Annotated in this window: 29 protein-coding genes and 2 pseudogenes; 5 read left to right on the forward strand and 26 right to left on the reverse strand. The window is 39.7% G+C overall.

Annotated elements, in window-relative coordinates:
* Positions 1 to 58: 58 nt before the first annotated feature.
* From CKW02_RS11930 to CKW02_RS11935, 3 genes and pseudogenes are all read right to left on the reverse strand, one after another.
* Positions 59 to 634 (reverse strand): TetR/AcrR family transcriptional regulator, encoded by a 576-nt coding sequence (locus CKW02_RS11930; protein WP_003217451.1) that lies wholly within the window; start codon positions 632 to 634, stop codon positions 59 to 61.
* 144 nt (positions 635 to 778) lie between these two features.
* Positions 779 to 903 (reverse strand): annotated as a pseudogene (locus tag CKW02_RS20470) (TetR/AcrR family transcriptional regulator); the annotation flags it as partial.
* Positions 904 to 1,106: 203 nt separating this feature from the next.
* Positions 1,107 to 1,943 (reverse strand): helix-turn-helix transcriptional regulator, encoded by an 837-nt coding sequence (locus tag CKW02_RS11935; RefSeq protein WP_003217523.1) that lies wholly within the window; start codon positions 1,941 to 1,943, stop codon positions 1,107 to 1,109.
* A gap of 104 nt (positions 1,944 to 2,047) precedes the next feature.
* Here CKW02_RS11935 and fabF point away from each other — a divergent pair, with 104 nt between their 5' ends.
* Positions 2,048 to 3,280: a beta-ketoacyl-ACP synthase II gene (gene fabF / locus CKW02_RS11940; protein WP_003217365.1), complete on the forward strand. Its 1,233-nt coding sequence runs from the start codon at positions 2,048 to 2,050 to the stop codon at positions 3,278 to 3,280.
* A gap of 173 nt (positions 3,281 to 3,453) precedes the next feature.
* Here fabF and CKW02_RS20475 read toward each other — a convergent pair whose 3' ends face one another.
* The gene (locus CKW02_RS20475) at positions 3,454 to 3,654 is read right to left on the reverse strand and encodes an NUDIX hydrolase (RefSeq protein ID WP_003217377.1); all 201 of its coding nucleotides are present in this window, start codon (positions 3,652 to 3,654) and stop codon (positions 3,454 to 3,456) included.
* Positions 3,655 to 3,803: 149 nt separating this feature from the next.
* Here CKW02_RS20475 and CKW02_RS20610 point away from each other — a divergent pair, with 149 nt between their 5' ends.
* Positions 3,804 to 3,935: a hypothetical protein gene (locus CKW02_RS20610; protein ID WP_003217310.1), complete on the forward strand. Its 132-nt coding sequence runs from the start codon at positions 3,804 to 3,806 to the stop codon at positions 3,933 to 3,935.
* A gap of 52 nt (positions 3,936 to 3,987) precedes the next feature.
* Here the strand turns inward: CKW02_RS20610 and CKW02_RS11950 are convergent, their stop codons facing one another.
* The 6 genes from CKW02_RS11950 to CKW02_RS11970 all read right to left on the reverse strand — a co-directional run bounded on the left by CKW02_RS11950 (position 3,988) and on the right by CKW02_RS11970 (position 7,340).
* Positions 3,988 to 4,179 carry a hypothetical protein gene (locus tag CKW02_RS11950; protein WP_003217441.1) on the reverse strand — a complete coding sequence of 64 codons (192 nt, stop codon included), beginning with the start codon at positions 4,177 to 4,179 and terminating at the stop codon, positions 3,988 to 3,990.
* Positions 4,180 to 4,279: 100 nt separating this feature from the next.
* The gene (locus CKW02_RS11955; protein WP_034620852.1) at positions 4,280 to 5,692 is read right to left on the reverse strand and encodes a polysaccharide deacetylase family protein; all 1,413 of its coding nucleotides are present in this window, start codon (positions 5,690 to 5,692) and stop codon (positions 4,280 to 4,282) included.
* A gap of 159 nt (positions 5,693 to 5,851) precedes the next feature.
* Positions 5,852 to 6,391, reverse strand: a complete 540-nt coding sequence (locus CKW02_RS11960) for a delta-aminolevulinic acid dehydratase (protein ID WP_095117944.1) — start codon at positions 6,389 to 6,391, stop codon at positions 5,852 to 5,854.
* Between the two features lie 31 nt (positions 6,392 to 6,422).
* Positions 6,423 to 6,842, reverse strand: coding sequence for a GNAT family N-acetyltransferase (locus tag CKW02_RS11965; protein ID WP_003216343.1), 420 nt, complete (start codon positions 6,840 to 6,842; stop codon positions 6,423 to 6,425).
* Positions 6,843 to 6,860: 18 nt separating this feature from the next.
* Positions 6,861 to 7,028 carry a hypothetical protein gene (locus CKW02_RS20480; RefSeq protein ID WP_003216715.1) on the reverse strand — a complete coding sequence of 56 codons (168 nt, stop codon included), beginning with the start codon at positions 7,026 to 7,028 and terminating at the stop codon, positions 6,861 to 6,863.
* An 18-nt stretch (positions 7,029 to 7,046) separates the two neighbouring features.
* Positions 7,047 to 7,340, reverse strand: a complete 294-nt coding sequence (locus tag CKW02_RS11970; RefSeq protein WP_003216648.1) for a CotD family spore coat protein — start codon at positions 7,338 to 7,340, stop codon at positions 7,047 to 7,049.
* Between the two features lie 178 nt (positions 7,341 to 7,518).
* Between CKW02_RS11970 and CKW02_RS11975 the strand changes: the two genes are divergently transcribed.
* Both CKW02_RS11975 and CKW02_RS11980 read left to right on the forward strand, forming a co-directional pair.
* On the forward strand, positions 7,519 to 7,836 hold the full coding sequence (locus CKW02_RS11975) for a hypothetical protein (protein ID WP_003216459.1): 318 nt from the start codon (positions 7,519 to 7,521) through the stop codon (positions 7,834 to 7,836).
* 35 nt (positions 7,837 to 7,871) lie between these two features.
* The gene (locus CKW02_RS11980; RefSeq protein WP_003216677.1) at positions 7,872 to 8,084 is read left to right on the forward strand and encodes a hypothetical protein; all 213 of its coding nucleotides are present in this window, start codon (positions 7,872 to 7,874) and stop codon (positions 8,082 to 8,084) included.
* A 35-nt stretch (positions 8,085 to 8,119) separates the two neighbouring features.
* Here the strand turns inward: CKW02_RS11980 and CKW02_RS11985 are convergent, their stop codons facing one another.
* The 4 genes from CKW02_RS11985 to CKW02_RS12000 all read right to left on the reverse strand — a co-directional run bounded on the left by CKW02_RS11985 (position 8,120) and on the right by CKW02_RS12000 (position 13,304).
* A complete protein-coding gene (locus CKW02_RS11985; RefSeq protein ID WP_003216253.1) occupies positions 8,120 to 9,460 on the reverse strand; it encodes a sugar porter family MFS transporter in 1,341 nt (446 codons plus the stop codon).
* A gap of 81 nt (positions 9,461 to 9,541) precedes the next feature.
* On the reverse strand, positions 9,542 to 10,963 hold the full coding sequence (gene araA, locus CKW02_RS11990) for an L-arabinose isomerase (RefSeq protein ID WP_003216310.1): 1,422 nt from the start codon (positions 10,961 to 10,963) through the stop codon (positions 9,542 to 9,544).
* Positions 10,964 to 10,980: 17 nt separating this feature from the next.
* Positions 10,981 to 11,685: an L-ribulose-5-phosphate 4-epimerase gene (locus CKW02_RS11995; RefSeq protein WP_003216476.1), complete on the reverse strand. Its 705-nt coding sequence runs from the start codon at positions 11,683 to 11,685 to the stop codon at positions 10,981 to 10,983.
* Positions 11,679 to 13,304, reverse strand: a complete 1,626-nt coding sequence (locus tag CKW02_RS12000; RefSeq protein WP_003216438.1) for a xylulokinase — start codon at positions 13,302 to 13,304, stop codon at positions 11,679 to 11,681. Before CKW02_RS12000 ends, CKW02_RS11995 begins: the two co-directional genes overlap by 7 nt.
* Before the next feature lie 273 nt (positions 13,305 to 13,577).
* On the opposite strand from CKW02_RS12000, the gene CKW02_RS12005 reads away from it, so the two are divergent.
* Positions 13,578 to 14,678 (forward strand): GntR family transcriptional regulator, encoded by a 1,101-nt coding sequence (locus tag CKW02_RS12005; protein WP_003216759.1) that lies wholly within the window; start codon positions 13,578 to 13,580, stop codon positions 14,676 to 14,678.
* 33 nt (positions 14,679 to 14,711) lie between these two features.
* Here CKW02_RS12005 and CKW02_RS12010 read toward each other — a convergent pair whose 3' ends face one another.
* The 12 genes and pseudogenes from CKW02_RS12010 to blaBPU all read right to left on the reverse strand — a co-directional run bounded on the left by CKW02_RS12010 (position 14,712) and on the right by blaBPU (position 23,014).
* Entirely contained in the window at positions 14,712 to 15,437 is a 726-nt protein-coding gene (locus CKW02_RS12010; protein WP_003216513.1) for a DsbA family oxidoreductase, read from the reverse strand.
* 140 nt (positions 15,438 to 15,577) lie between these two features.
* Positions 15,578 to 16,135, reverse strand: coding sequence for a 6-phospho-3-hexuloisomerase (hxlB, locus tag CKW02_RS12015; protein ID WP_003216741.1), 558 nt, complete (start codon positions 16,133 to 16,135; stop codon positions 15,578 to 15,580).
* A complete protein-coding gene (gene hxlA / locus CKW02_RS12020; protein WP_003216301.1) occupies positions 16,132 to 16,764 on the reverse strand; it encodes a 3-hexulose-6-phosphate synthase in 633 nt (210 codons plus the stop codon). Before hxlA ends, hxlB begins: the two co-directional genes overlap by 4 nt.
* A gap of 188 nt (positions 16,765 to 16,952) precedes the next feature.
* Positions 16,953 to 17,309 (reverse strand): transcriptional activator HxlR, encoded by a 357-nt coding sequence (locus CKW02_RS12025; RefSeq protein ID WP_034620552.1) that lies wholly within the window; start codon positions 17,307 to 17,309, stop codon positions 16,953 to 16,955.
* A gap of 75 nt (positions 17,310 to 17,384) precedes the next feature.
* On the reverse strand, positions 17,385 to 18,254 hold the full coding sequence (locus tag CKW02_RS12030) for an alpha/beta hydrolase (protein ID WP_003216335.1): 870 nt from the start codon (positions 18,252 to 18,254) through the stop codon (positions 17,385 to 17,387).
* Between the two features lie 169 nt (positions 18,255 to 18,423).
* On the reverse strand, positions 18,424 to 18,576 hold the full coding sequence (locus CKW02_RS20485; protein WP_223251147.1) for a hypothetical protein: 153 nt from the start codon (positions 18,574 to 18,576) through the stop codon (positions 18,424 to 18,426).
* Between the two features lie 18 nt (positions 18,577 to 18,594).
* The gene (locus CKW02_RS12040; protein WP_003216235.1) at positions 18,595 to 18,942 is read right to left on the reverse strand and encodes a YxiJ family protein; all 348 of its coding nucleotides are present in this window, start codon (positions 18,940 to 18,942) and stop codon (positions 18,595 to 18,597) included.
* A 188-nt stretch (positions 18,943 to 19,130) separates the two neighbouring features.
* Positions 19,131 to 19,607: a hypothetical protein gene (locus tag CKW02_RS12045; RefSeq protein ID WP_003216582.1), complete on the reverse strand. Its 477-nt coding sequence runs from the start codon at positions 19,605 to 19,607 to the stop codon at positions 19,131 to 19,133.
* Between the two features lie 93 nt (positions 19,608 to 19,700).
* Entirely contained in the window at positions 19,701 to 20,306 is a 606-nt protein-coding gene (locus CKW02_RS12050) for a hypothetical protein (protein WP_034620556.1), read from the reverse strand.
* Between the two features lie 56 nt (positions 20,307 to 20,362).
* The gene (locus tag CKW02_RS12055; protein WP_003216192.1) at positions 20,363 to 20,992 is read right to left on the reverse strand and encodes a hypothetical protein; all 630 of its coding nucleotides are present in this window, start codon (positions 20,990 to 20,992) and stop codon (positions 20,363 to 20,365) included.
* 356 nt (positions 20,993 to 21,348) lie between these two features.
* Positions 21,349 to 22,008: a hypothetical protein gene (locus tag CKW02_RS12060; protein ID WP_003216579.1), complete on the reverse strand. Its 660-nt coding sequence runs from the start codon at positions 22,006 to 22,008 to the stop codon at positions 21,349 to 21,351.
* Between the two features lie 262 nt (positions 22,009 to 22,270).
* Positions 22,271 to 23,014: pseudogene (gene blaBPU / locus CKW02_RS12065) on the reverse strand (BPU family class D beta-lactamase).
* Positions 23,015 to 23,182 lie beyond the last annotated feature (168 nt).

A 23,182-nucleotide genomic window follows, 5' to 3' on the forward strand; every position in this document is an offset into this window, starting at 1 on the left:
ATGGTTTGTTTCATGCTTATTTTAGAATGAACATTCTAAAAAGGGTAAAAAAAGAAAGCTAGTCCAACACTGAAAGTGCTAGAGAAATGATGCCTTCTAATTCTTTTTTACTGTAATCAGTTTTTATTAGTACTCTTATACCTACCAAATTGTTGTGTAAGAAACGAGATATGTTATCAGAATCGATTTCTTTTGATAGCTCTCCATTAGTTTGACCCTGTTTTATAAGGGAATTAAACATATCTTCAGTACGATTAAACATTTTTGTAACGATGCGCCCAATTTCTTTGTCCAACAAAGATAATTCAATGGCTGCATTTACTGATAGACATCCTTTTGGGTATTGTTTAATGGAATTCAGTACGAAAATAAAAACATCACGTATCGTCTGTTTAATGGATGAAGTGCTGCTGATTATGCTTTCCATCTCATTAACGATGAGCTCTTCATAATGATGAAGGGAAGCTAAAAACAATGAACGCTTGTCGCCAAATGTGTCATATATACTCCTACGGTGTATCCCCATATGATCCACCAAATCTTGCATGGATGTTTTTTCATAGCCCTGTTCCCAAAATAACTCCATTGCTTTTCTTAATACTTCTTTTTCGTCAAACTCTTTACTTCTAGCCATTTTAATTCTCCTTAAAAAAATCCATGAACCAATACTAACAAAAACAAAAGTCATCATCCATTATAGAATGAACATTCTAAAATAAACACATGAATTACAAACCATGATTACATAATACCCTTTTTAGAACGATAAGTAAAAAATTATACTTCTGCGATGAACACCCATATGTCACCAAGTCTTGCATGAATGTTTTTTCATAACCCTGTTCCCAGAAAAGCCCCATTGTTTTCTTAATGCTCTTTTTTATCAAATTTATTTCTAGACATAATCCCACCTTAGAACGTATTACCTCTTAATTCTGAGAAAGGACTAAGAATCATTGATGCATTCATCCCTCCCTCATTCTAAAATAATAAAGAATAATCACTCTCGTTTGAGTAGCAAAACAGTTAGATCTAACGTGTTTCAAGCATAGCAAATTCCAGAACGATCGGTAAAGAATTTAGAATTCATCATATGTTTTATATGGTTAGCTTTCAATTAAACGTTTTAACTTAAGCTCAGTTTCAGTTTTCTCAACTGGAGTATAGACGCTGCATCTTAAATCAGTATCTCCATGCACTTGTAACGAAGTAAGATTAAACAACATTTTACCTACCTTAGCATGACGAAACTCAATTAATACTTCAGGAGCAGAGCTTATCTCATTTTCATTCCAAATTTTATGAAACTCAGGATATGCCTGTTCCATTTCTTGTATAAATTGCTCATACCAGTCATCAGCCACATACTGTCCATAATACGTTCTAAATATTGCGATATATCCTCTAACAAAATGCTCCCAATTCACTGCTAAACTTTTAAATTCCTTTCTTGCGAATAGTAAGCGTATTATATTCCTTTCTGCTGGGGTGATTTGTTCAAAATCCAAAAATACATTAGCTGCTGCTTGATTCCACCCAACAATCTGACTTCTTCTATCTGATATAATTGTTGGACAATAACGAAGTTCCTGCAAAATTTTCACTAAAGCCGGACTGATTTCCTTCTCCTTCTCATTTATAAAGGGTTGTTTCACTCCTTCCTCTAACGCTAGAGCATACAAATATCTCCTTTCATCGTTATTTAATTGTAATGCTCGAGAAATAGCATCTAATACCGAAGTAGACACTTTTATATCTCTACCTTGTTCTAACCATGTATACCATGTAAGACTTACACCGGCTAGTTGAGCCACTTCCTCTCTTCTTAGTCCTGGTGTTCTTCTGCGGGTTCCTACAGGTAAACCAACCATTTGAGGAGTAATTTTCGAACGTTGATTCTTTAGAAATTCTGATAAAGCTTGAAGTCTTGTTTCAGGTTTCATTAAAATCTCCTTTTTAAATAGTGCTAATTATACTAGGATAAACAACAACTTGTAATAGGATAACACAAAAGTTAAAGTTAATAAAAAATAAGGAGGGAATTATTATGAAAAGAGTTGTCATTACTGGAATGGGAATTATTTCGCCTCTAGGAAATGATGTAAATAGCTTTTGGAATCAACTAGTTAAAGGTCAATCGGGAATATCTCTAATTGATTCTTTTGATACTATTGATTATAAAACAAAGATAGCTGGAATGGTTCGTGATTTCGATGTAGATGGAATATTTGGGAGGAAAGAAGCCAAACGTTTAGATCGATTTAGTCAGTTTGCTTTAGCAGCAGCCGAACAAGCATTAGAAAAATCACAATTACAGTTAGATAAGGTTGATCTTGAACGTTTAGGGGTATACGTTGGTTCAGGGATCGGAGGTATACAATCACTTGTTGATAATGTGAATGTATTAAATAAACGAGGTCCCGCAAGAGTAAGCCCTAGCCTTGTACCAATGATGATTTCAAATGCAGCTGCGGCTCAAATAAGTATTAGATTAGGGGCACAAGGCCCGTCATTATCACCAGTAACGGCCTGTTCAATCGGGAACACCTCTATTGGTGAGGCTTTCAATGCTATCCGAAATGATGAGGCAGATATTATATTTGCCGGTGGAGCAGAAGCTGCAATCACACAGTTATCTTTGGCTAGTTTTGGAAACGCCCATGCACTATCTACAAAAAACCAAGATCCAAGTCGAGCCAGCCGTCCGTTCGATACAGATAGAGATGGCTTTGTTATGAGTGAAGGCGCAGGTATTTTAGTATTAGAATCATTAGAAAACGCTATTCTTAGAGATGCGCCGATATTATGTGAAGTAGTGGGATACGGAGCTAGTTCAGATGCTCATCATATGGTAGCATCACACCCAGAAGGTAAGGGTGCCTACTTAGCAATGAAAAAAGCATTGAGAAGTGCAAATATATCAACAGGTGAAATTGATGTTATTAGTGCCCATGCAACAAGTACACAAATAGGTGATCGTTCAGAAATTCTAGCTATTAAGAAATTGTTTGGTGAACATTCCCGCAAAATTCCAACAACTGCAAACAAATCAATGACTGGTCACATGCTTGGTGCTGCTGGTGGAGTAGAAGCAATTGCTTTAGTGGAAAGTTTGAGACAAGGAATTATTCCTCCAACTATTAATGTAGAGAATTTAGATCCAGATTGCGACTTAGATGTTGTCTCAAAAACGCGAAATCTTCCAATGAAATATGGACTATCAAATTCTTTTGGCTTTGGCGGACATAATTCAGCAATCGTGTTAAAGAATTATGATTGAAGATCCACCTTTATAATTCAGAGGTGAAATAAATACATCTACCAAGGGTTGATCACCCTTGGTTTCAAATTTAGAATATCATGATCCGGATCTAGAATGTTCATCTGCCCGCCGATGATTTCCGCAAAGAAGGTCACGATGAGTGCATGATGCATTTTATCGTGAAAGAATACTTATCGAACCGAATGAAGTTCATTTACTTTGCAAACATACCCTGTCTCTTCTTTCACCTCACGGACCACGGCCTGCTGCAGGTGTTCACCTTTTTCTACAGTACCGCCTGGAAGTTCCCAATATCCCTTTACATTTTTGACCATTAACATATTTTCTTCCTCATCATAAATAATAGCTGATACTACGTCTACTCGTTTCAAAGAAATCTCCCCAATCATTCTCTGTTTACATCAATTGTCGAATAAATAGCACGAACTGTTCATTTCAATACATTCATTATACTGTATCCTTGACAAGGTAATGGATAAGGAAGCAAAACAGCATTCGTGAGCAGGTAGGAGGCCATAGCATGTGGATCATCATCATTTTACTTATTGTCCTCATTGGGTTTACTGGGAATATCGTTTCTTTATTAAGACAAATGAAAGAGTCAAACGAGAAAATCATACAACTGTTAGAACATCAAAAACCGAAAAAATAAAAACTTCTCTCATTTAGAGGGAAGTTTTTTAGAGAAAGCAATTAGACAATTCTTACCGTTTTTCATGAAGCAACATATATCTGATTCGACGAATATAATGCAGCGCAATATGAACGAGACATAAAATGAGCCCGATCATCGCAAGAATATAGATGGGCAGCATCAAACCAGGTACATAATTGACGATAAAACCCAAACAAAACGCTGTCAGCATATATAGGCTGATCAACCTCATCAATACCATCCGAAGCCCTCCCTTTCCACACTCATTTTAACATCATTTCCCTTTATTTTCATAATTGGCTTTAAAAAAAGATGCGAATCCACTAAGATTCGCATGATCATTACGTATTCAATTCACCTTTCTTCGCCCGCGCTTCCTTCCACTGCTCAAGCTCTGACACTGTCAACAATTGATATCCTTGTTTGGTTAATTCCTTGATAATCGTGACAGCTGCATTTGCCGAGGTGTCATAGATGTCGTGCATTAAGACGGTTTCTCCGCTAGACGCATGTGTGAGAATGTAGCTCGCGACGTACTGGCTGTTGCGATATTTCCAGTCTTCAGGATCTACGTCCCAAAGCGTGACTTTCATATTGACAGCCGCGTTGATTTGCCCGTTTGTTCCTCCATATGGCGGTCTAAAGTGAGTCGGTGTAAAACCGCTCGCTTTTTCAATGATTTGCTGGGTCTCTTCTACCTGTTTGACGGCTTGTTTTAATGGCAGTCTTGTGAGTAAAGGATGGCTATAGGAATGATTTCCGATTTCATTCCCACCCTTTCTGATTTTACTTAGCATATCGGGATAATATTGAACCCTGCTGCCTAATACAAAAAATGTCGCATGTCCTTTGTTTTCTTTTAAAGCTGTTAAAATTTTTGAGGTCGTTGATGGATTTGGTCCATCATCGAACGTAAGGGCAATGGCTTTTTGATTTGGATTAAACGCTGACTGTTTTGGCAGTTTTACGATCTTTCTTTTTGGGATCGGTTCTTTTTTCTCATTTTTGTTCTTTTCTTTATTAATATATTCAGGCTTTAGCATTCCTTTAAGCAGGGTTTTTTTAATCGCCAGCACTTGAGAGCCTTGTTTGTCTGATCCGATTTGCACTACTGGAAAGTAGAATTCAATAAAACGATCCTTGATGGCAAAATACTGATAATGCTCTGCCGCAGGAGACGTTCCTTGCTTGAGTAAATGCTCATTTTCAGCAAGAGAACGATCTTTCTTTAACTCCTCAAATGTCATTTGAGACAGTTTTTGCAGATCTTCTTTCTTTGATAAAAATAAATCATCTATTGATAAAAAATGCTGTTTCTTGAAATCAAAATTGAATATCTTCGTTTGATGTGCGCCTTTTACTCCGCCTTTCAATTCATATGTATTGAATTTAATCGCAGCAGTTTGCTTGGCATAATGAATAATCTCGTAATCTATATTTAATTCGTATCGATTCTCTTCATCGACATCGCTCGCTTCGCTAAATGATGTTTTGAATTTGTCTAGCGCTGTTTCTGCAAATCTTTTCATCTCTTGATCTAGCTTTTCTTGATGAAAGACCGGATAGTTGACAGCATATCTCATGTATCTCCCGTCATTCACGAGGGTGACTATCTCAACTTCTTTATAACTCGCATCTGGTTCTACCTTCTTCTTCTCCGTCCCACTTGCCTGCTGATTATGATAAAATGCAGCAATTCCGATGATGATTGCAAGTCCGCATAGGACGAGACTGATTTTCCATTTCATTGACACAATAATTCCCCTCTCGTGATGGCGTCATGCCTTGATGACGTGTGTTTGTAGGATAGACTTTGTGCGAACCTAATTTAGTTTTCAAAAAACATAATCGTCACACTTTAGACACATTTTAAAAGAGGAATAGAAAAAGGGCTTGATTTCTCAGCCCTATCATTATTTTTGCATATATAGTTGAAATAATCTCGTTTCTTCATCAATCGAACTCGCTCGATCAAAAGCCGCTCTGACCGTCTTTGTATTGTTTAAGCGCTCATAAAGCAAGGTCAATACAAAGATAAATGCCGCATCTCCATCAATGTAATCATCCGGCGCTATATAGGACATGGCACCTGCTTCTAAGAAGGCATCTGCTAATTTTTTCTCACCTAGTGTGCAACCTGTAGAAATGACGTGAATCCCCTTTAATGAAGCATACTGCTTGATTTCATCCGCTCCAAAAGCAACGCCTCTAGGCTCCTCATCTTCGTATACATCTTCCCCTAATTCAGGCATGATCAATGCTCCTTCTTCACCGTGAAACGATAAAAGAAGGTAATCTATTTCTCTTCTATTTCTACCAGATAACACATGAATCAGGTCATTCGGTCTTCCAATCCAATGCATATCGACTTTCGCGCCGAAGTTTTCAAGTGCTGCACGCAGTGCAAAAGATTCCAGCTCACTATTGGGTCCTGCTACTAATGTGATGCACATGGCTTGTTGATCCACTTCTATCTCCTCCAGACTATGATAAAAATAAAACCATTTTTTCCTCATCTGCATATGTATGATCTGGCCATTTTAGTGCTTTTTCTTCAAGCGCGTATGACTCAAATCCAATAGAGCGATACAGGCGTTTGGCTGAGTGATTGGTCGTCACGACTGATAAATACATTTGCTCGATGTCGTGTCGTTCTCCGGCGAATGAAAGAACTTCTGTCATCAAGGTCTTGCCTACTCCTTTTCCGCGGGCACCCGCTGTAACATAATACATCGCTGCCACATTCGCTCGGTGCTTTAATTTCTGTAAGTTTTTTTGGATGAGGGTGACCATGCCCACTAGCTTCCCTTGATCAAAGGCGCCAAAGGTCCACATCAATTGTACCGAAGCAAAACGAGCTGCGTATTTTTCTATTGTACCGATTTGCTCTTCTTCATAACTCATCGCAAAGCCCTCTGGATGTCATCGTAGTGCTTCTAGTCTCAACGCGGCATATTCTTCAGCATCATCTGGAATTAACAATCGAATATTCAGAACATCGCCCCCAACAGAAAGATTCATACTTCCAATTTTATCTTGAAAGGAGATTTTGATCAAAATTTTTCTTCTGAAAATAAAAAGGCATCCCATAAAAGGATTCCCCCTTCATTACCACTTGCAGCGTTTCACTGGACGGCAGCAAGGGTTTTTGATATCACTGCCGCAATCGTATTCTTTCACGATATACTCGTTATGAGTCGACTCAGTGACAGGATAGTAGTTTTCAATTCTTTTGATGTTTTTATTGACGTTTGTGATATGCGTTGGATGAATTTTTCTGATGGTTTGTTCATTCGTTCTTGTGTTGACAATTTGACGTGTGGGGAAAACAACCGTTTCATCTTCTCCATGGTTTCCTCTGCGAGGTCCAAAGAAAAAATCATCTAATCGATTCCGGCTCATCTCAACACCCCTTCAATTTGTCTTTCACTTACACTCTATCGTATGTAAGAGACGTCATTCGTGATTAGATGCTTGTCTATTTTTAAAAAAATCCACTATTCATCTCGTTTTCTCTTTCTTTACAAAAGGTCATTTTTAACATATTATACAAATGATATCTTGCGCAGAAAGGACATCTATGAAAACAAAACATAAACTCTTTTTATTCATGACATTTATTGTCATCATCATTGCTCTTCCAATGCTATCACCTATGATCTTCACAAATTCAACCGAAAAAGGCGCTATCCGGAAATCAATTTACCAAGAAGGATACCCTTACCAAAGCTATTTTGCTATTTTGAAAAAAACGAAGTACAAAGATCCTGAGTATGGCCAGCTTTATGATGTTTACTGGCAGGCTTGGAAAAGTGAAACAGGGATGACACCTTCTGTCTGCTATTCGAAAAAGGTCGAGAAAAATGAATATAAGGTTAGCTGCGGTACCGCCTCATAACCTTCCCACTCATCATCAAACACGAGGTGAACGATATGATCAATACGACACAACCAATCGAACGAAACAAGCTGGACATTGCACTTGAACTGACTCAATTGCATTTGAATCGATATGAAACGAATCATCCTGATCAGCTGAGTGAGGTTTATGCAAAATATTATGCGCTGCTTGAAGTGCTGGATTTATCTTCTTATGATCAATTGATTGATTTATTGCCAGATGAGCTAAAACAGACGCTTGAGTAAAAAACCCTCTATCCACATGGGATAGAGGGTTTTCTTTATACTCGTGCTGCCATATCGGTTTCGATTTGCTCTAAGCTTCTTCCTTTTGTTTCAACTAGTACAAAGCGGGTGAACAATAGTCCGATTAAGCAGATGACACCAAATGAGGAGAAAATGACCCCAAAGCTGAATTTATCTGCCAGGATAGGGAACACGAGTCCAACGGCTAACGATCCCGTCCAGTTAAAGGCAGATGAAATACCTGCGCCGATACCTCTGACAGAAAGCGGGAAGATTTCGCCGATGATGATCCACGTGATCGGTGCCCATGAGAAGGCGTAGCACAAGATAAAGCAGCAAAGCGAAATCAATGTCACCCAGTTTAAAATCCCTTCACTCACGCCAAGTGCACCTAATGCGGCTGGTGCAAAGAAAGAAAGGGCCATGCCCGTTCCCCCTACGGTGAGAATCGTTCGGCGGTCGAACCGGTCGACAAATTGTAAAAAGATCACGGTGGTGACGACAAAAATGACACCGACAATGACTGTAAAACCTGCGGCAACCTGAGGTGCAAGGCCTACATTCCGAGCAATACTCGTTGCATAATACACTATGGAGTTCGCGCCTTGTATTTGCTGAAGGGTCGCCATCCCAACCCCTATGAAAAGAGCCATTCTAAATTTCTTTTGGAACAATTCACGAATACCAGAGCGTTCTTCTTTTGCGACTTCTAAAATTTCCTGCATCTCTTCTTCGATTTCTTCACGAGAAGAGCGTAGTGATCCTAATACCTCTCGTGCTTTATGAGGCATTCCGTGCTTAATTAAATATCTCGGAGATTCAGGAAGTTTCAGCATCCCAATATAAAGTACGATGGCAAATAAAGCGGCACTACCGAGCATCCAGCGCCAGCTGTCTGGAACAGGTTCAAACACAAATGCAACAATATAGCTCAGCAATAGTCCGCTCACGATCATGAGCTGATTGAGCCCAGACAATTTCCCGCGAATTTTAGCAGGAGCAATTTCAGACATGTATGCCGGCACCAAAGATGAAGCTGTTCCTACGGCTGTTCCTAAAAAGATACGTGCAATGGTTAATGAAATCTCTTCTGGTGCGATAGCTGATCCGATCGCTCCGACAAAAAAGATAACGGATGAGATCAAAATAAGCTTTCTGCGACCAAATTTATCCCCTAACAGACCGCTTAAAATGGAGCCGATAATCGCCCCGCCCATTAATGAAGAGACGACAATTCCAAGCCATAATGGGCTGAGCTGAAATTCTTGCTGAATATGTCCTTCTGCCCCTGCAATAATACCAATATCATATCCGAATAAGATGCCTGCAAAGGATCCGAAAAAGAAAATAAATTTGCTTGACACTTTTTTCTCCAAGTGGATGACCCCCTCACTTAATTAACCGCTTTCATTTCATCCCGTGCTTCTACTGCACTCAGTAGAAGACCTTTCACCCTTCTATAAAACCACATATTCTGCACTCACAAGCTTTGCAAAATGAACAATTTGATCAACCGTTAAATTGAGGGATACGACTGTATGATGACCCCCACCTTGCTTAATCCATGCTTTGACGCCGTCCTGAAAATTCGGCTTGATTTTCCAGAGCACACGTGCAACCGGTAAATGAGGTGCTGCTTCCTCCGGCTCAAAGGCTTCGACTTCTTGTATGAGCCATTTGAAATGAGTTCCAAAGTCAGCAATAGAAACAACAACACCTTCCCCTGCTTTTCCATCAAACACAAGGCGAGCTGGATCTTCCCTGTTTCCGATTCCAAGTGGAGATACGACAATGACAGGTTTCGTATGGGCGAGCGCCGGATCTACTTCTAACATATGAGATTGCAGCACTGCTTCCTGTCCAGAGGTCATTTCATACGTGTAGTCCTCCATAAAACCAGTGGATTGATGATGACTCATCACTTTTAATAACCGGTCCAGCGCAGCAGTTTTCCAATCGCCTTCCCCCGCAAAGCCATATCCCTTTGCCATTAGCCGCTGTACCGCAAGTCCTGGCAGCTGCTTCATTCCATGTAAATCTTCAAAGTTTGTCGTAAAGGCATTGTACCCGCCTTCATCTAAAAAGCGTTTGATAGCGATTTCATAGCGCGCTTGCACCTTAACACTTTTTTCCCAATCTTCAACTGAATACGTTCCATAATCCACATCATATTGCGTTAAATACTCCGCAAATAATGCATCTACCTCTGCTTCTTCTACTGCACTCACATATTCGACGAGATCGCCTATGCCAAAGTAATCAACGGTCCACCCTAGTTGAATCTGGGCTTCGATTTTATCACCTTCTGTTACAGCCACGTGGCGCATGTTGTCACCAAACCTAGCCACTTTGATCTGAAAGCTTTCATGATAGGCAGCTGCCACGTCCATCCATTCAGCGATTTGCTGCTGCACATCCGGCTTAGACCAATGACCGGTAACAATTTGATTTTGTTTATTTAAACGTGCATTGATATAGCCATATTCTCTGTCTCCATGGGCAGATTGATGAAGATTCATATAGTCCATGTCGATCGTGTCCCACGGAATCTTTTCATAATACTGTGTGACAAGATGCAAAAGAGGCTTCTGCAAAAGATTGGTCCCGCGTATCCACATTTTTGCCGGTGAAAATGTATGCATCCACGTCATGACGCCGACAACTTCATCACGATAATTGACCTCTTTCATCAGCTTTGTGATTTGATCCGCGCTGACAGCTAGCTCCTGCAAGATCACTGGATAAGGAAGTAAACCGCTCTCATTTAAGGCATCCGTCATTTTTTGTGCATCTGCTTTTACTTTCTGCAGTGCTTCATCTCCGTATAAATGCTGTGATCCGACAATAAACCAGCATTCTTTATGTTGACTTGTTAACATAGATATCCCTCTTTTCTTTATCTTGAAGGTTTTTGTCCGTAATACGCATGTTCGCCGTGTTTTCTTAAGTAATGTTTATCTAAAATTCGCTGCGGAAGAGGTTCTGCGTATTCATTTAATTGCTTTGCGAACAAATTCATTTTGGCAACTTCATCTAAAATCACACTGTTTGTGACCGCACTTTTTGCATCTTTCCCCCACGTAAATGGACCGTGGCCTTGCAGCAATACACCCGGCACCGCCATCACATCTAGGTTTCTTTTCTCAAACGTTTCGATGATTAGCCGGCCCGTTTCTACCTCATAACCACGATTCACTTCATCTTCTGTCAGAAATCGAGCACACGGAACAGCGCCGTAAAATGTATCGGCATGTGTTGTGCCCATTGCCTGTAAATCGAGACCTGCCTGCGCCCAAACGGTTGCCCACATGGAATGGCTATGTGAAATACCGCCAATTTCCTCAAAGTGTTTGTAAAGGACAGCATGTGTTGCTGTATCTGATGAAGGGCTGTATTCCCCTTCCACTACTTCACCGTCAAAGTCGACCACAACCATGTCTTTAGCTGATAATTGGTCATACGCTATACCGCTAGGCTTAATAACGAATAGACCGCTGTCACGATCACACGCACTGACATTGCCCCATGTGAATTTCACAAGTCCATATTTCGGTAAATCTAAATTGGCTTCGTATACTTCTTCTTTTAAGCGTTCTAGCATACGGTTGTCACTCCTTTCTTTGGCATCAGATGTGCTACTGCCGCCTCTTCAATCGGAAGGCCGTCTTGATAGCGCTTTAAAAATTCGCCAAAGCCTTTGACATCAAGCGGATCGGGTTCTATCAGTTCTTCTGATGTATGGGCAAACACTTGATGCGTGAGAAATTCAGCCAATGTTTGCTTTTGATGATGGACCATATAGGAAGCGAGGACAGCCATTCCAAACGCACCGCCTTCTCCCGCAGTGGAAACGACTGATACAGGTGTATCAAGCGCTGCCGCCACCATTTTTTGACCAACGAGCGGTGTTTTAAATAACCCTCCATGTGCTAATAAACGATCAATCACAACCTGTTCTTGTTCTTTTAAGCGATCCATCCCTATTTTCATTGCGCCAAAAGCAGAAAAAAGATGGGTACGCATGAAGTTAGCCAGATTAAAGCGGCTTTCAGCTGATCTGACAAAAAGAGGTCTTCCTTCTGGCAGTCTTGTAATATTTTCACCAGAATAATAGCCATAGCTTAAGAGTCCGCCGCCATCTCGATCTGCTTCTAACGCCTGCTGCAATAAGGCTTCGTATACCTTTCCTGACGACACTTGCACGCCTAGTGCGTCAAATGCCTCTCTAAAGATATTCATCCAAGCATTTAAGTCACTTGTACAGTTGTTCGCATGAACCATTGCGACTGGCAGTCCGTCCGGCGTTGTGACCATATCCACTTCTGGATACACACCCTTTAGCTCCTGCTCTAGCACAATCATGGCAAAAACAGATGTCCCAACTGAAATGTTCCCTGTCCGTTTTTCTACACTGTTTGTTGCCACCATGCCCGTTCCGGCGTCACCTTCCGGGGGGCAAAATGGAATGCCTGGCCGCAAATGTTTGCCTTGATCTAAAATGGCTGCTCCTGCTGCCGTTAACACGCCAGCCTCCTCGCCGGCTAAATAAACACGCGGCAGAAGGTGACGGAGCTTCCACGGATAGCCTTTTTCTGCGATCAAGTCTTCAAATTGATGGAGCATTTCTTCATTGTAATCTTTCGTTTGTTCATCAATTGGGAACATGCCAGATGCATCTCCAATGCCAATGGCCTGCTTTCCTGTTAAAAGCCAGTGAATGTATCCTGATAGAGTGGTCATATATTCTAAACGGGAAAGATGTTTTTCCTCTTCTAATATGGCTTGATACAAATGGGCAATGCTCCATCTTTCTGGAATATGAAATTGGAAGACATCCGTCAGTTTTTGACTCGCCTCAATGGTTGTTGCATTCCGCCATGTGCGAAACGGAACGAGGACCTCTCCTGTATGATCACATGCCACATAGCCATGCATCATAGCTGATACCCCAATTGAGCCAATGGTTTGAATGGTCACGCCATACCTTTGCTCGACTTGCTCTTTCATCTCTCGGTACGCTACTTGAAGACCTGTAATGATATCAATTAAGTTGTACGTCCAAATTCCTTCCTGGAGAGAACTTTCCCACTCAAATGCACCTTGGGCAATTGGCTGAAACGCTTCATCTATTAAAATGGCTTTAATTCGTGTTGAACCAAATTCAATCCCTAAAGATGTCCGTCCTTCTTTTAAGGCTTTGGTCGTCTCTTCATGATTCATTCTGCGTTCACCTCCATGAATGATAACGGTTTCAATTTTCGTTTTCTAGATTCATTGATTCTCTGTGCACATTCACAATATAATATTTGTACGTACATATGTCAATAATAAATATAGTTGTACATACACAATATGACAAAAACCTACACTTTTCTAAAGCTGGTACGACAGAAAGGGGAAGCGCCTGTTTTTGATTCGACAACCATGTTAAAATATGTCCATACAATTTCTTCTCAATCCGAGTAGATGATCAACTGAGAAAGAAGTGAAACGATGAAAAAGAAGTACCAGATCATTATCGATGATATAAAAAGCAAAATACTCACAGGGGATTACCGGATCGGGGAACGTATTCCAACTGAATCAAGCCTGCAGGAGATGTATCAAGTGAGCAGGCATACGGTTCGAAAGGCCATCTTAGAATTGTCGAGTGAAGGGTTTTTGCGAAGTGAAAAGGGTTCAGGCACATTTGTGACCAATCAATATCAAACAAAGCCTGCTGGACATACGCATATGAGAACGATTGGGGTTATCACGACATACATATCCGATTACATTTTCCCTTCCATCATTCGAGGCATTGAAAGCCGATTAAACGAAGAGAACTATTCTTTGTTACTGGCGAGTACGAATAATGATGTAGAACAGGAGAAAAAAGCGCTCGAAATGATGCTGTCCTTTGGTGTGGACGGACTCATTGTCGAGCCGACGAAAAGCAATTTATACAACCCGAACATCTCGTACTACCTATCTTTTAAAGAACAGGATGTACCGCTCATTATGATCAATGCCTATTATGAGCAGTTAGAGGTCCCTTTTCTCTGTTTGGATGATGTGAAGTCCAGCTATTTAGCCACAAAAGAGCTGATCACCTCGGGACATCAGCAAATCGGCCTGATCTCAAAAACAGATGATTTACAGGGAAAGTACCGAATGAAGGGCTATATTCAAGCGCTCGGTGAAGCCAAGCTTAATTTCCTGCCTGAGCACGTACTCTTTTTCGATACAGAATCGAAGCAGCATTTGGGGGATGATATTAAAACTTTCTTATTAAAGCATCAGCATGAGCTGACTGCCCTTGTTTGCTATAACGATGAGGTTGGATTAGAAGTTGCCAATGTATGCAGTGACATCGGTCTGTCCATTCCAGAGGATCTTTCCATTATTGGACAGGATAATTCGTATATTGCCCAGAAAAATGCCCATGTGAAGCTGACAACACTGACGCACCCTCAGGAGCAAATGGGCCGGGATGCAGCAGACTGGATGATTAAAAAGGTGCAAGGGAAGAAGAATCTCCCTCATCAAACCTTTTACGAACCTGAATTGGTTCCAGGTGAAACGATCAAACAAATGAATGCAAGAAAAAAATGAGCCCTTTTTGGAGAAGGCTCATTTTTTATATGGTTAGATCTCTTCTTTAGGGGCAGGCACTGCGCATACGCCATCTGCACATGCTGCTTCAAATGAATTGGCAGCCTCTTTCTCAGCTTGAGCTGCTTCTTCTGTCCAAGCCGTTTCAAGTGCACGCAGGAAGGTATCGGCTGGCTGTGCACCTGCCACTGAATATTTGCCATTGATCAAGAAAAACGGAACAGCATTGATACCAAGCTGTCTCGCTTCTTGTTCGTCTTTTCGGACATGATCTGCAAACTCTTCGCCGCCTAGAACTTGCTGTACTTCCTGCAAATCAAGACCTGCTTTTTCTGCAATATCTAAAAGGGTTTGACGATCACCAACATGCTTTCCATCTGTGAAATAAGCTTGAAACAGCTCTCCCATGACGAAATCGCCTTTTCCCATTTGACCAGCATATTGCGCCAGCTGGTGGGCATCAAAGGTGTTTGTCAACACGAGTGGATCAAATTGAAAATCGATTCCTTTCTCTTTGCCGGCCTGCTTCACCTGCTCATTCATCGCCATGGCCTGGCTGCGGCTCATCCCATATTTTTTGACGAGCATATCATGGACATCAAAATCGACCTGAGCAGGTGCATGTGGATCAAGCTCAAAGCTTTTAAACTCGATTTCTACCTGTTCCTTTTGAGGGAATTGTTCAAGCGCTGTTTCTAGTTGTTTTTTTCCTATATAACAAAAAGGACAGGCGATATCTGACCAGATTTGTACTTTCATCTTCATCTTCCTTCCGTGTTTACGCTTTTTCTTTAACGATGTAACAATTATAGTTACAACAAATGATTGATGTCAAGATTCTGAGCTTGATGAAAATGAAAAAGCCCCTCCTTCTAAGAAAGGAAAGGCGTTAAAAATGACTATTCTAAATTTGCATGATGCCCGTACATTGTCTGTGTGTCGAGCTTTTTCATTTCCATTAACCGCAAAATGACCGCATCGTATGTCAGAAGAAGGGACTGCTCAAATAGCGAGCCCATTGGCTGAATGGTATGATGGCTTCCTTCCTGTTGATCCTTCGGCGCACCTGACAGTAAGATGACTTGATCCGATTGATCAGCTAGAGGTGACTCAGCAGAAAGCGTGAAAGATGCCACTTTTCCGCCAATTGCTTTTGCTTTTTTTGCAAGGACAAGCAAGGTCTCTGTACGGCCAGATCCGCTCCCAACAATCAAGAGATCTTCTTCTGTAAAGGAAGGTGTATTGGTCTCACCGACCACATAAGCCTTGACTCCAATATGCGAGAGTCTCATGGCAAATGATTTTCCCATCAAACCAGACCTGCCAGCACCTGCCACAAAGACCTTTCTTACAGTTAAAAGGCTTGAGACAAGCCGCTCTGCTTGATCGTCTTGAATAGCGGGCGAGTGCTCAGAAAGCTCATTCAAAATGGCTTTCACATAGTCACTGGTCTTCATGATTGTGCGATCAGCTGCTTCATTTGTGCGGCCACTTCTGCTTTATTGTCCTGGCTTGCGATCCCGCCGCCGACAATGATCAAATCAGGGTTTAATTTCACGACTTCAGGTAACGTATCAAGCTTAATTCCGCCTGCAATGGCTGTTTTCGCTTGTTTGACGACTTGTTTAATGGTCATAAGGTCAGCAAATGAGTTTTGTCCAACCGCTTGCAGGTCATAGCCTGTGTGCACACAAATGTAATCGACTCCAAGCTCATCCAGCTCTTTTGCCCGGCCAGCGATATCTTTGATACCAATCATATCAACTAAAATCTGTTTCCCTCTTGCTTTCGCTTCTTTCACCGCTCCTTGAATGGACATATCTTCTGCCGCTGCAAGAATGGTCACGATATCTGCTCCAGCTTCGGATGCCTGCTGCACTTCATAGCCGGCCGCATCCATAATTTTCAGATCAGCGAGTACACGTAAGTTTGGAAATGCCTGTTTGACTTCTTTGACGGCACGCAAGCCTTCGTTGATCACAACAGGTGTTCCAATTTCGACTACATCGATCGATCCTTCTACTTCTTTGATGAGCTCAATCGCTTCTGGTATATTCACTAAATCTAATGCTAATTGTAATTTCATGAACGTTCACTCCCGTTTTTTCATCTCATCTTCAAGAGCTACGTGAATAGGGCTTCTTGAACGATGAAATGAGTATAACAACAGGATGGAAGCAATCCAAGTACGCACTTTTTTTTACATACTATACTTTTTCGCATATGGTTACAAAAAAGATACTGTCTTTCGACCAGTATCTTTTGCATGTATTACTATTTATCATCTTTTAAAAAATTGCTGTCGAGATACTGTCTTCCCCAATCATACATCGACTCTAAAATCGGCATTAAGCTTTCTCCTAGTTCTGTCAGGGAATACTCAACCTTTGGCGGAACGACAGGATAAACCTCCCGATGCACAATGTGATCTTCCTCTAATTCTCTTAGCTGATTGACAAGCATTCTTTGCGTGATCCCAGGCATTAACGACTTTAGCTCACCAAACCGTTTTGTCCCTTCTCTGCCCAGGTGCCATAAAATCAGCATTTTCCACTTACCGCCGATAATATTTAGCGTCAGCTCTTTTTCGCAATTGAACACTTTATTTTCCATACGTGATGACAACAACATACACTCCTTTGGTACAAACCATTTACGCTTTATCATATACTGCGGCAAAATGGATTGTCGAGCATACAGTCTTTGTTATTGATTTTGTTTGTTCACAAATGTCATAACAGACTCTGTCATTTTTTGTGCTTCTTTTGGCGCTCTGTCTGATCCAAACCATTTATTTAAATCACTGTGGCTCAGCGAATGGACCCGAAAGACAAACTTAGAACCTTTATCATGATTCAGTTTTTCTGCAAATCGATACACCTCAGGATTTTCCCACCCCGTGACCAAATAAACAGGCGGTACATTCGCTTGATTCATATAAGTGACAGGTGATGCCTTTGTCCAGCTCTTCTCCTGTTTACCAAATACTTTTTTATACGATGGAATGGCTTGGATAAATTGATTGATGTTTAACGGCCCATCTAAAATCACGATAGAATTGATCGTTTTTGGCGACAGCCCCACACGTTTTAAGTAAGTCGAATCTGTGGCCACCAGTGCCGTTAAATGACCGCCCGCTGAGTGACCCATGACATTGATTTTTGATGAATCAATTAGATACTCATCTGCATGATCCTTGACCCATTTAATGGCGTTTGCCGTATCATCTGCCATCTGCTCATAGTTGGCATCAGGGTGAAGCCTATAATTCATCGAAACAAACACATACCCTTGACCGGTAAAATAATCAGCCTTTGAAGCGACTCTATTCTTATCGCCGCCTGTCCAGCCGCCGCCATGGAGATAGATCATGACTGGATGCTTCTTCTTTTTGCCTTCATCTTTTCCCTTTGGCATGTACATATCGAGTGTTTGCTGTTTGTTTTGTGTGTCTGCATAATGGATGTTCGTCGTCGGCTTAGGCTGGTTTAAACGGAACACAAAGAATGCGCATACCAATAAGCCAGCGATGACTGCCGCAAATAAAAGCCATTTCATCATTCGATTCAATGTCATTGCACCTTTCTATGTTGGGATGGGGAAGTATCATTCGCACATATGTAGAGAGACTAGCCCGATTCATTTGATACGACTTGAATCATCGTTTGTTAACTCCAAATTTTTGATTTGAACAGAAGCGACATTGGTGAATTTTAGATGAATGTCTGCTTGTAGATTCGGGGATTCATATGGGATGTGTAGAAAGAACAATACAGTTGATCAAGTCGTAATGTTCATTATACTCTTTAAAGTAGTGAAATTCATTGATTTGCTTTAGAAGACTGATATCGAAATCAGGGATTTGCTTCTGGACTTTTTCATTTAAAAACCATGTCATCATTTGTCCTCCAAGAGGTTATTGTATAAGTGCAATCATTCGTTTTCTTGTTTCTTCATGGTATTGAACATAGGAATGCAATAAAGGGTACGATTCAAGGATCTGTTGATACGATTTGATTTGGGGATATTGCTCTTCAAATGACTGACGTAGCACGTTTAACTGTTTTTTCGGTATTCGTTTATGATCGATCACATAACTTAAGCTGCCTGCAACAAGTGAAAAAAACATATAAAAATCATCTGAACATATACCAGTTTCTTCTTCAAAAGAGACGATCTCATCTGGATAAGCTGAATCTAATAAGTATTGATAACGTTGTTTTAAATCATCGAATAAATCTTGTTTATCACGGCTGATTTTCATGGACCTTTCCCCAATCTCTCATTGTTTCTAAAATCTCATCTAGACTTTTATGTTAAATAGACAATTTGCATTTGTATCAAATTCTTCAAGTAGTTCATTGTACAGGTTCCATATTCTATGAGGACGGTAGCTGCATTCGATCCATCTTTCTAAACTACTAAACATCTCATTTCTCCTAACGAATCATGTCACGGAGTTTGTAAATATTCTTCAAATGAAATAAAGTCCGCTTTTTTTCGAAATTCGCTTAAGATTTTCTGATCTCTTGTAAAAATAACATCTGTCGAATCAAAAAAACCGATTTCAAACACAGCTTGGGGGATAACGGGTGTATAATTCACGTTCCAATATCGTTCATTATCTTCAATTTGAGGTATTGAACTGATATTCAAATGATCTACATGACGAGGCAATGCGGTCAAAACAGCGAAAATAAAAGAATAAGAATAGTCATGTAAGAATTTTTTGAAATGTTCACCCTTCAGAAATAAAAAATACGTATAATCCGGCCTGACTTCTGAATGAAATTGATTATTCCGACCATGAACCATTGTGAGTGTCACATCACTTATGACCCAATGATACTCTTCTACGTTTAAATTGATTTTCTTTATTAATTCATTTACTTTGAATAAATTTTCCTCTTTTGCTAATACGATTCTCATGACTTGCTCCACCTCATCGATTTAAAACATCAAACAAAACTAAAAATATTCTACAGTATCAAAATCAGAACATGTAGATATATGTAACATTTATTATTTATTTTTATAATTTCGAATCAGTTCTTTTCTAAAATCATCAGGAAGTTTTTGATTCGGATATACAACTGAAATCCAACCTAATACAATCTCATCTAAAGTTCTCCACGTTTTTAACAATTGTTTATTCATTTGTACTAATTGATGAATCGCTAATACTCCTATCTCATAACCTCTTTCGCCATAAATGATCCATTTAGCAGAAGGGGAAACCCATATCACACGTGAAGCAATATCCATTATGCTATCATTTACACTTTCTATCGGATAATCCGTTAAGAGAGCAAGGTAATCACTTGGCGTGAGGTTTAACGGGATTTTCACCCAAGGATAATAACCAAAATTACGATAATAATCATCCATGCTCTTCTGCTCATCTAATACAGCCATGAGTATATAGTCATCATGATGATTCAAAGCTAAACCTTTTAACATTTCCCAGCTATCATCTGATAACAACCAATGGAATTCTTCGAATAAATAATGAGGTGTTTTCGTTTTCAACACTTGATTAGGGAATGTCTTTGTACTGTGAACAAGCGAATGAACAAACGATAGAACATGTTCAAATTCTTTTCGATCGGATATAAACAAATGTTTCACCTTATGCTCCTTTCATATCTTCGGATGAGTTTATCATCAGTCATTGATACTCCATTTCACCGCTTGTAACATGACGCATAATGAGATAGCATTTGAGTGAAATAGTCATCGAATGTTTTTTGATCCTTCAATAATCCTTCAAGCCAATTTGCTAAAACAGGGTGATTCAGTGGTTTCCAGCCTTCTTTTAATAACCTATTTTGCACAGAATCTTTTGTTGATACCATCCCAATGATACAAATTTCCATATCTCTATCTGCCCAAATCGCCCACTGCAAAGAATACGATAACCAGACCACTATGTACGAATTCGTTATGATATCATCTGCTATAGACTCTTTTGGGTGCATCCATAGTGCATTTACATAATTCTCACCTGTAATGTTTACACTGGCTTTCAGCCAATTATAATACCCAAATTCCTTCAAATAGTATTCGGTTGGATCTGGTTGAAGGACTGCAGTCAAAAATTCTCTATCTTGTGTAACAGTTGATAACTCTTTAATGGTTGGTAAAATATCATCACTCAATGCCCAATCAAACTCTTGAAACAAAAAACAATCAAATGTCTTCCGGAAGACTTGTTGTGGCAGCATCTTATTTGTGTCAAACACATGGTCTACTAAATTCTGATAGGATTTGAATTCTTTTTCTGAACGAATAAATAAGTCTTCAAGCTGTTTCAAACAAATACCTCCACTCTTGTCGAACTAGTAGTTTTTTAATTCTTCCTCTATCTCTTCTTTTAATGTTTGAATTTTAATTGAAACCGAGTCATTTCGATTATAGAAAATGGAAGGATTGATTCCATTTGCTATCATTCCCAGCAGCCACTCTTCTATCAAATCGTCTAAATCAATCATTTCTGGTAATGATTTTCTCCCTGGTTCAGATGCTTCTTCAAAATTATCTAATCTTCATCACCAATAATGATGTTCTTTTTCTTATGTCCTTCTTCCCAAAAACCCATTAAAAACATACACTCCTTTGTAAGTTGCGTTCTTGATTTCCACAAGTGTTATGCTATTCTCATTTTGCTTTATCACGATAACCGTACACTTGTATAAACAGGTTTATTTGTATGTTTGAATAGTGCCACTTCATGATCATTTAGCCACTTAAGCTCTCGCATGTGATAAGAAATTTCTTCTAAATAAGTATCGGTTTTAGCAATTAATTTTTTAGATAAGATATTTCTTTTATTGTCTTCAATGACAAGATAGAGAGTAAACTGCTTTAGATCTAACTCGATCAGAGGATATGCTTTCTTTTTTTTATCGGGACTAAGTTTGGTTTGTTTTCCTTTTATCTCCGCTTTGTATTCCTTTTCTTTCATTTTTTGAAATGCCGCTTTGACTAGCTGACTGTCCCAATTTTTCAGTTCACATAGATAGAGCATCGCTTTTTCTAAAGTATCAGCTAAGATCTCTTTCTTATTTACTGCATTTTCAAATTCACTATAACTGAGGGGTACTTCTAGCTCATAGGTATTTTTTAAAAATAACATGTTAGGTTCTTCTTTTGAGGTACTCATTAATTTGTAGTCTTTAAATGAGCCACATATCAAAACAATGGCCTCACAATCTTTCGTTTGAATTCTTTTCCCTAATTCCCATAAAAACATTTCTGTCACACAAAGGGATTGGCTTGCTAAGTTCCCATCATCATCATCTGACATTAATTGTATATTTTTCAAATACACTTCTTATAAGCCTCCTAATGAGATTTTAATCAACTTATTTGTTGTATCTTTTTCGATATCTGCGATAGATTCTTTGGTCAAAACACTCAATTTAATTTTGTTAAAAATTCTACCTCTTGTATCTCCTAAATAATTGCTTAAGAAGAGATATTTTATTTCTAGTCAATTTCAATATTTTTCTATAAATATACCATACTTTCAAACTAAACCATATATCATCAACTTATCAATATATCCCCTTTTTCAATTGTAAAAAAGCACCCTAAACGGATGCTTCCATCAAATGATATTTTTTCAAAATGCGATAGGTGATGTCTTTTGCTTCTATGCCGGTGCCTTCGATATTTGTGGCGAAAATGTAGGTTTTATTTTCATGTTTGATAAAGCCTACGTACCAGCCGATACCTGATCCCGAGCCTGTTTTTCCGTATAGGGTGGCGTGTTTCTCTTCTTCTTGTACCATCATTCGTTTGACTGTTCTTATGACAGTTAGGTCAAATGGAAGAGTCTCTTCATATAGCTGTTTGAGGAAACGAACTTGTTCGATTGGAGAAATTCGCAGGGTACTGCTTAACCAAAATTGATCGATTCCGCCAGATATGTCTTTGTTCCCATAATGAATGGCTTTCACCCAATGATTCATGCGTTCTTCTCCAATGTCACGCGCCATGGCTTGATAGTACCAGACGACTGAATCTCTCATCCCAGATCCTAATGTATGATCCCTGTTCCAGCTCTCAATCTCTCTTTTTACTCCATCCCAATATTTGATGTCATATTCATCTCTCACTGCGCCCGTTTGGAGTCCGATTAAGGCATTTGTTACCTTAAATGTCGATTGAGGTGCAAAGCGCTCTTTCGCTCTTTTTTTGTTATACACTCAAGGTGACTTTTCTTTTACTTCTTGAATCACAAACGTGCCTTCCCGATTTTTAAAGAATTCATCTACTGACCACGCTGGTGATCTTGCTTCAGTTGATGAAGGCTGGCTGATACAAAGTGCCATCAGCATGATGCTAGAAAACAGCCATTTTATATACTTTTTCTTCAAAACAATCGCTCCTTTTCTCATGATTTCCATGATTGTAGCATGCTTAAGCGATGGGATATAAGGTACGCTTGTCCTCTTTTCTTTCAAATAAAAAAAGCCGGTTTATATCCGGCTTTTTGCTCT

Source organism: Bacillus pumilus (assembly GCF_900186955.1).
GTDB classification, from domain to species: Bacteria; Bacillota; Bacilli; order Bacillales; family Bacillaceae; genus Bacillus; species Bacillus pumilus.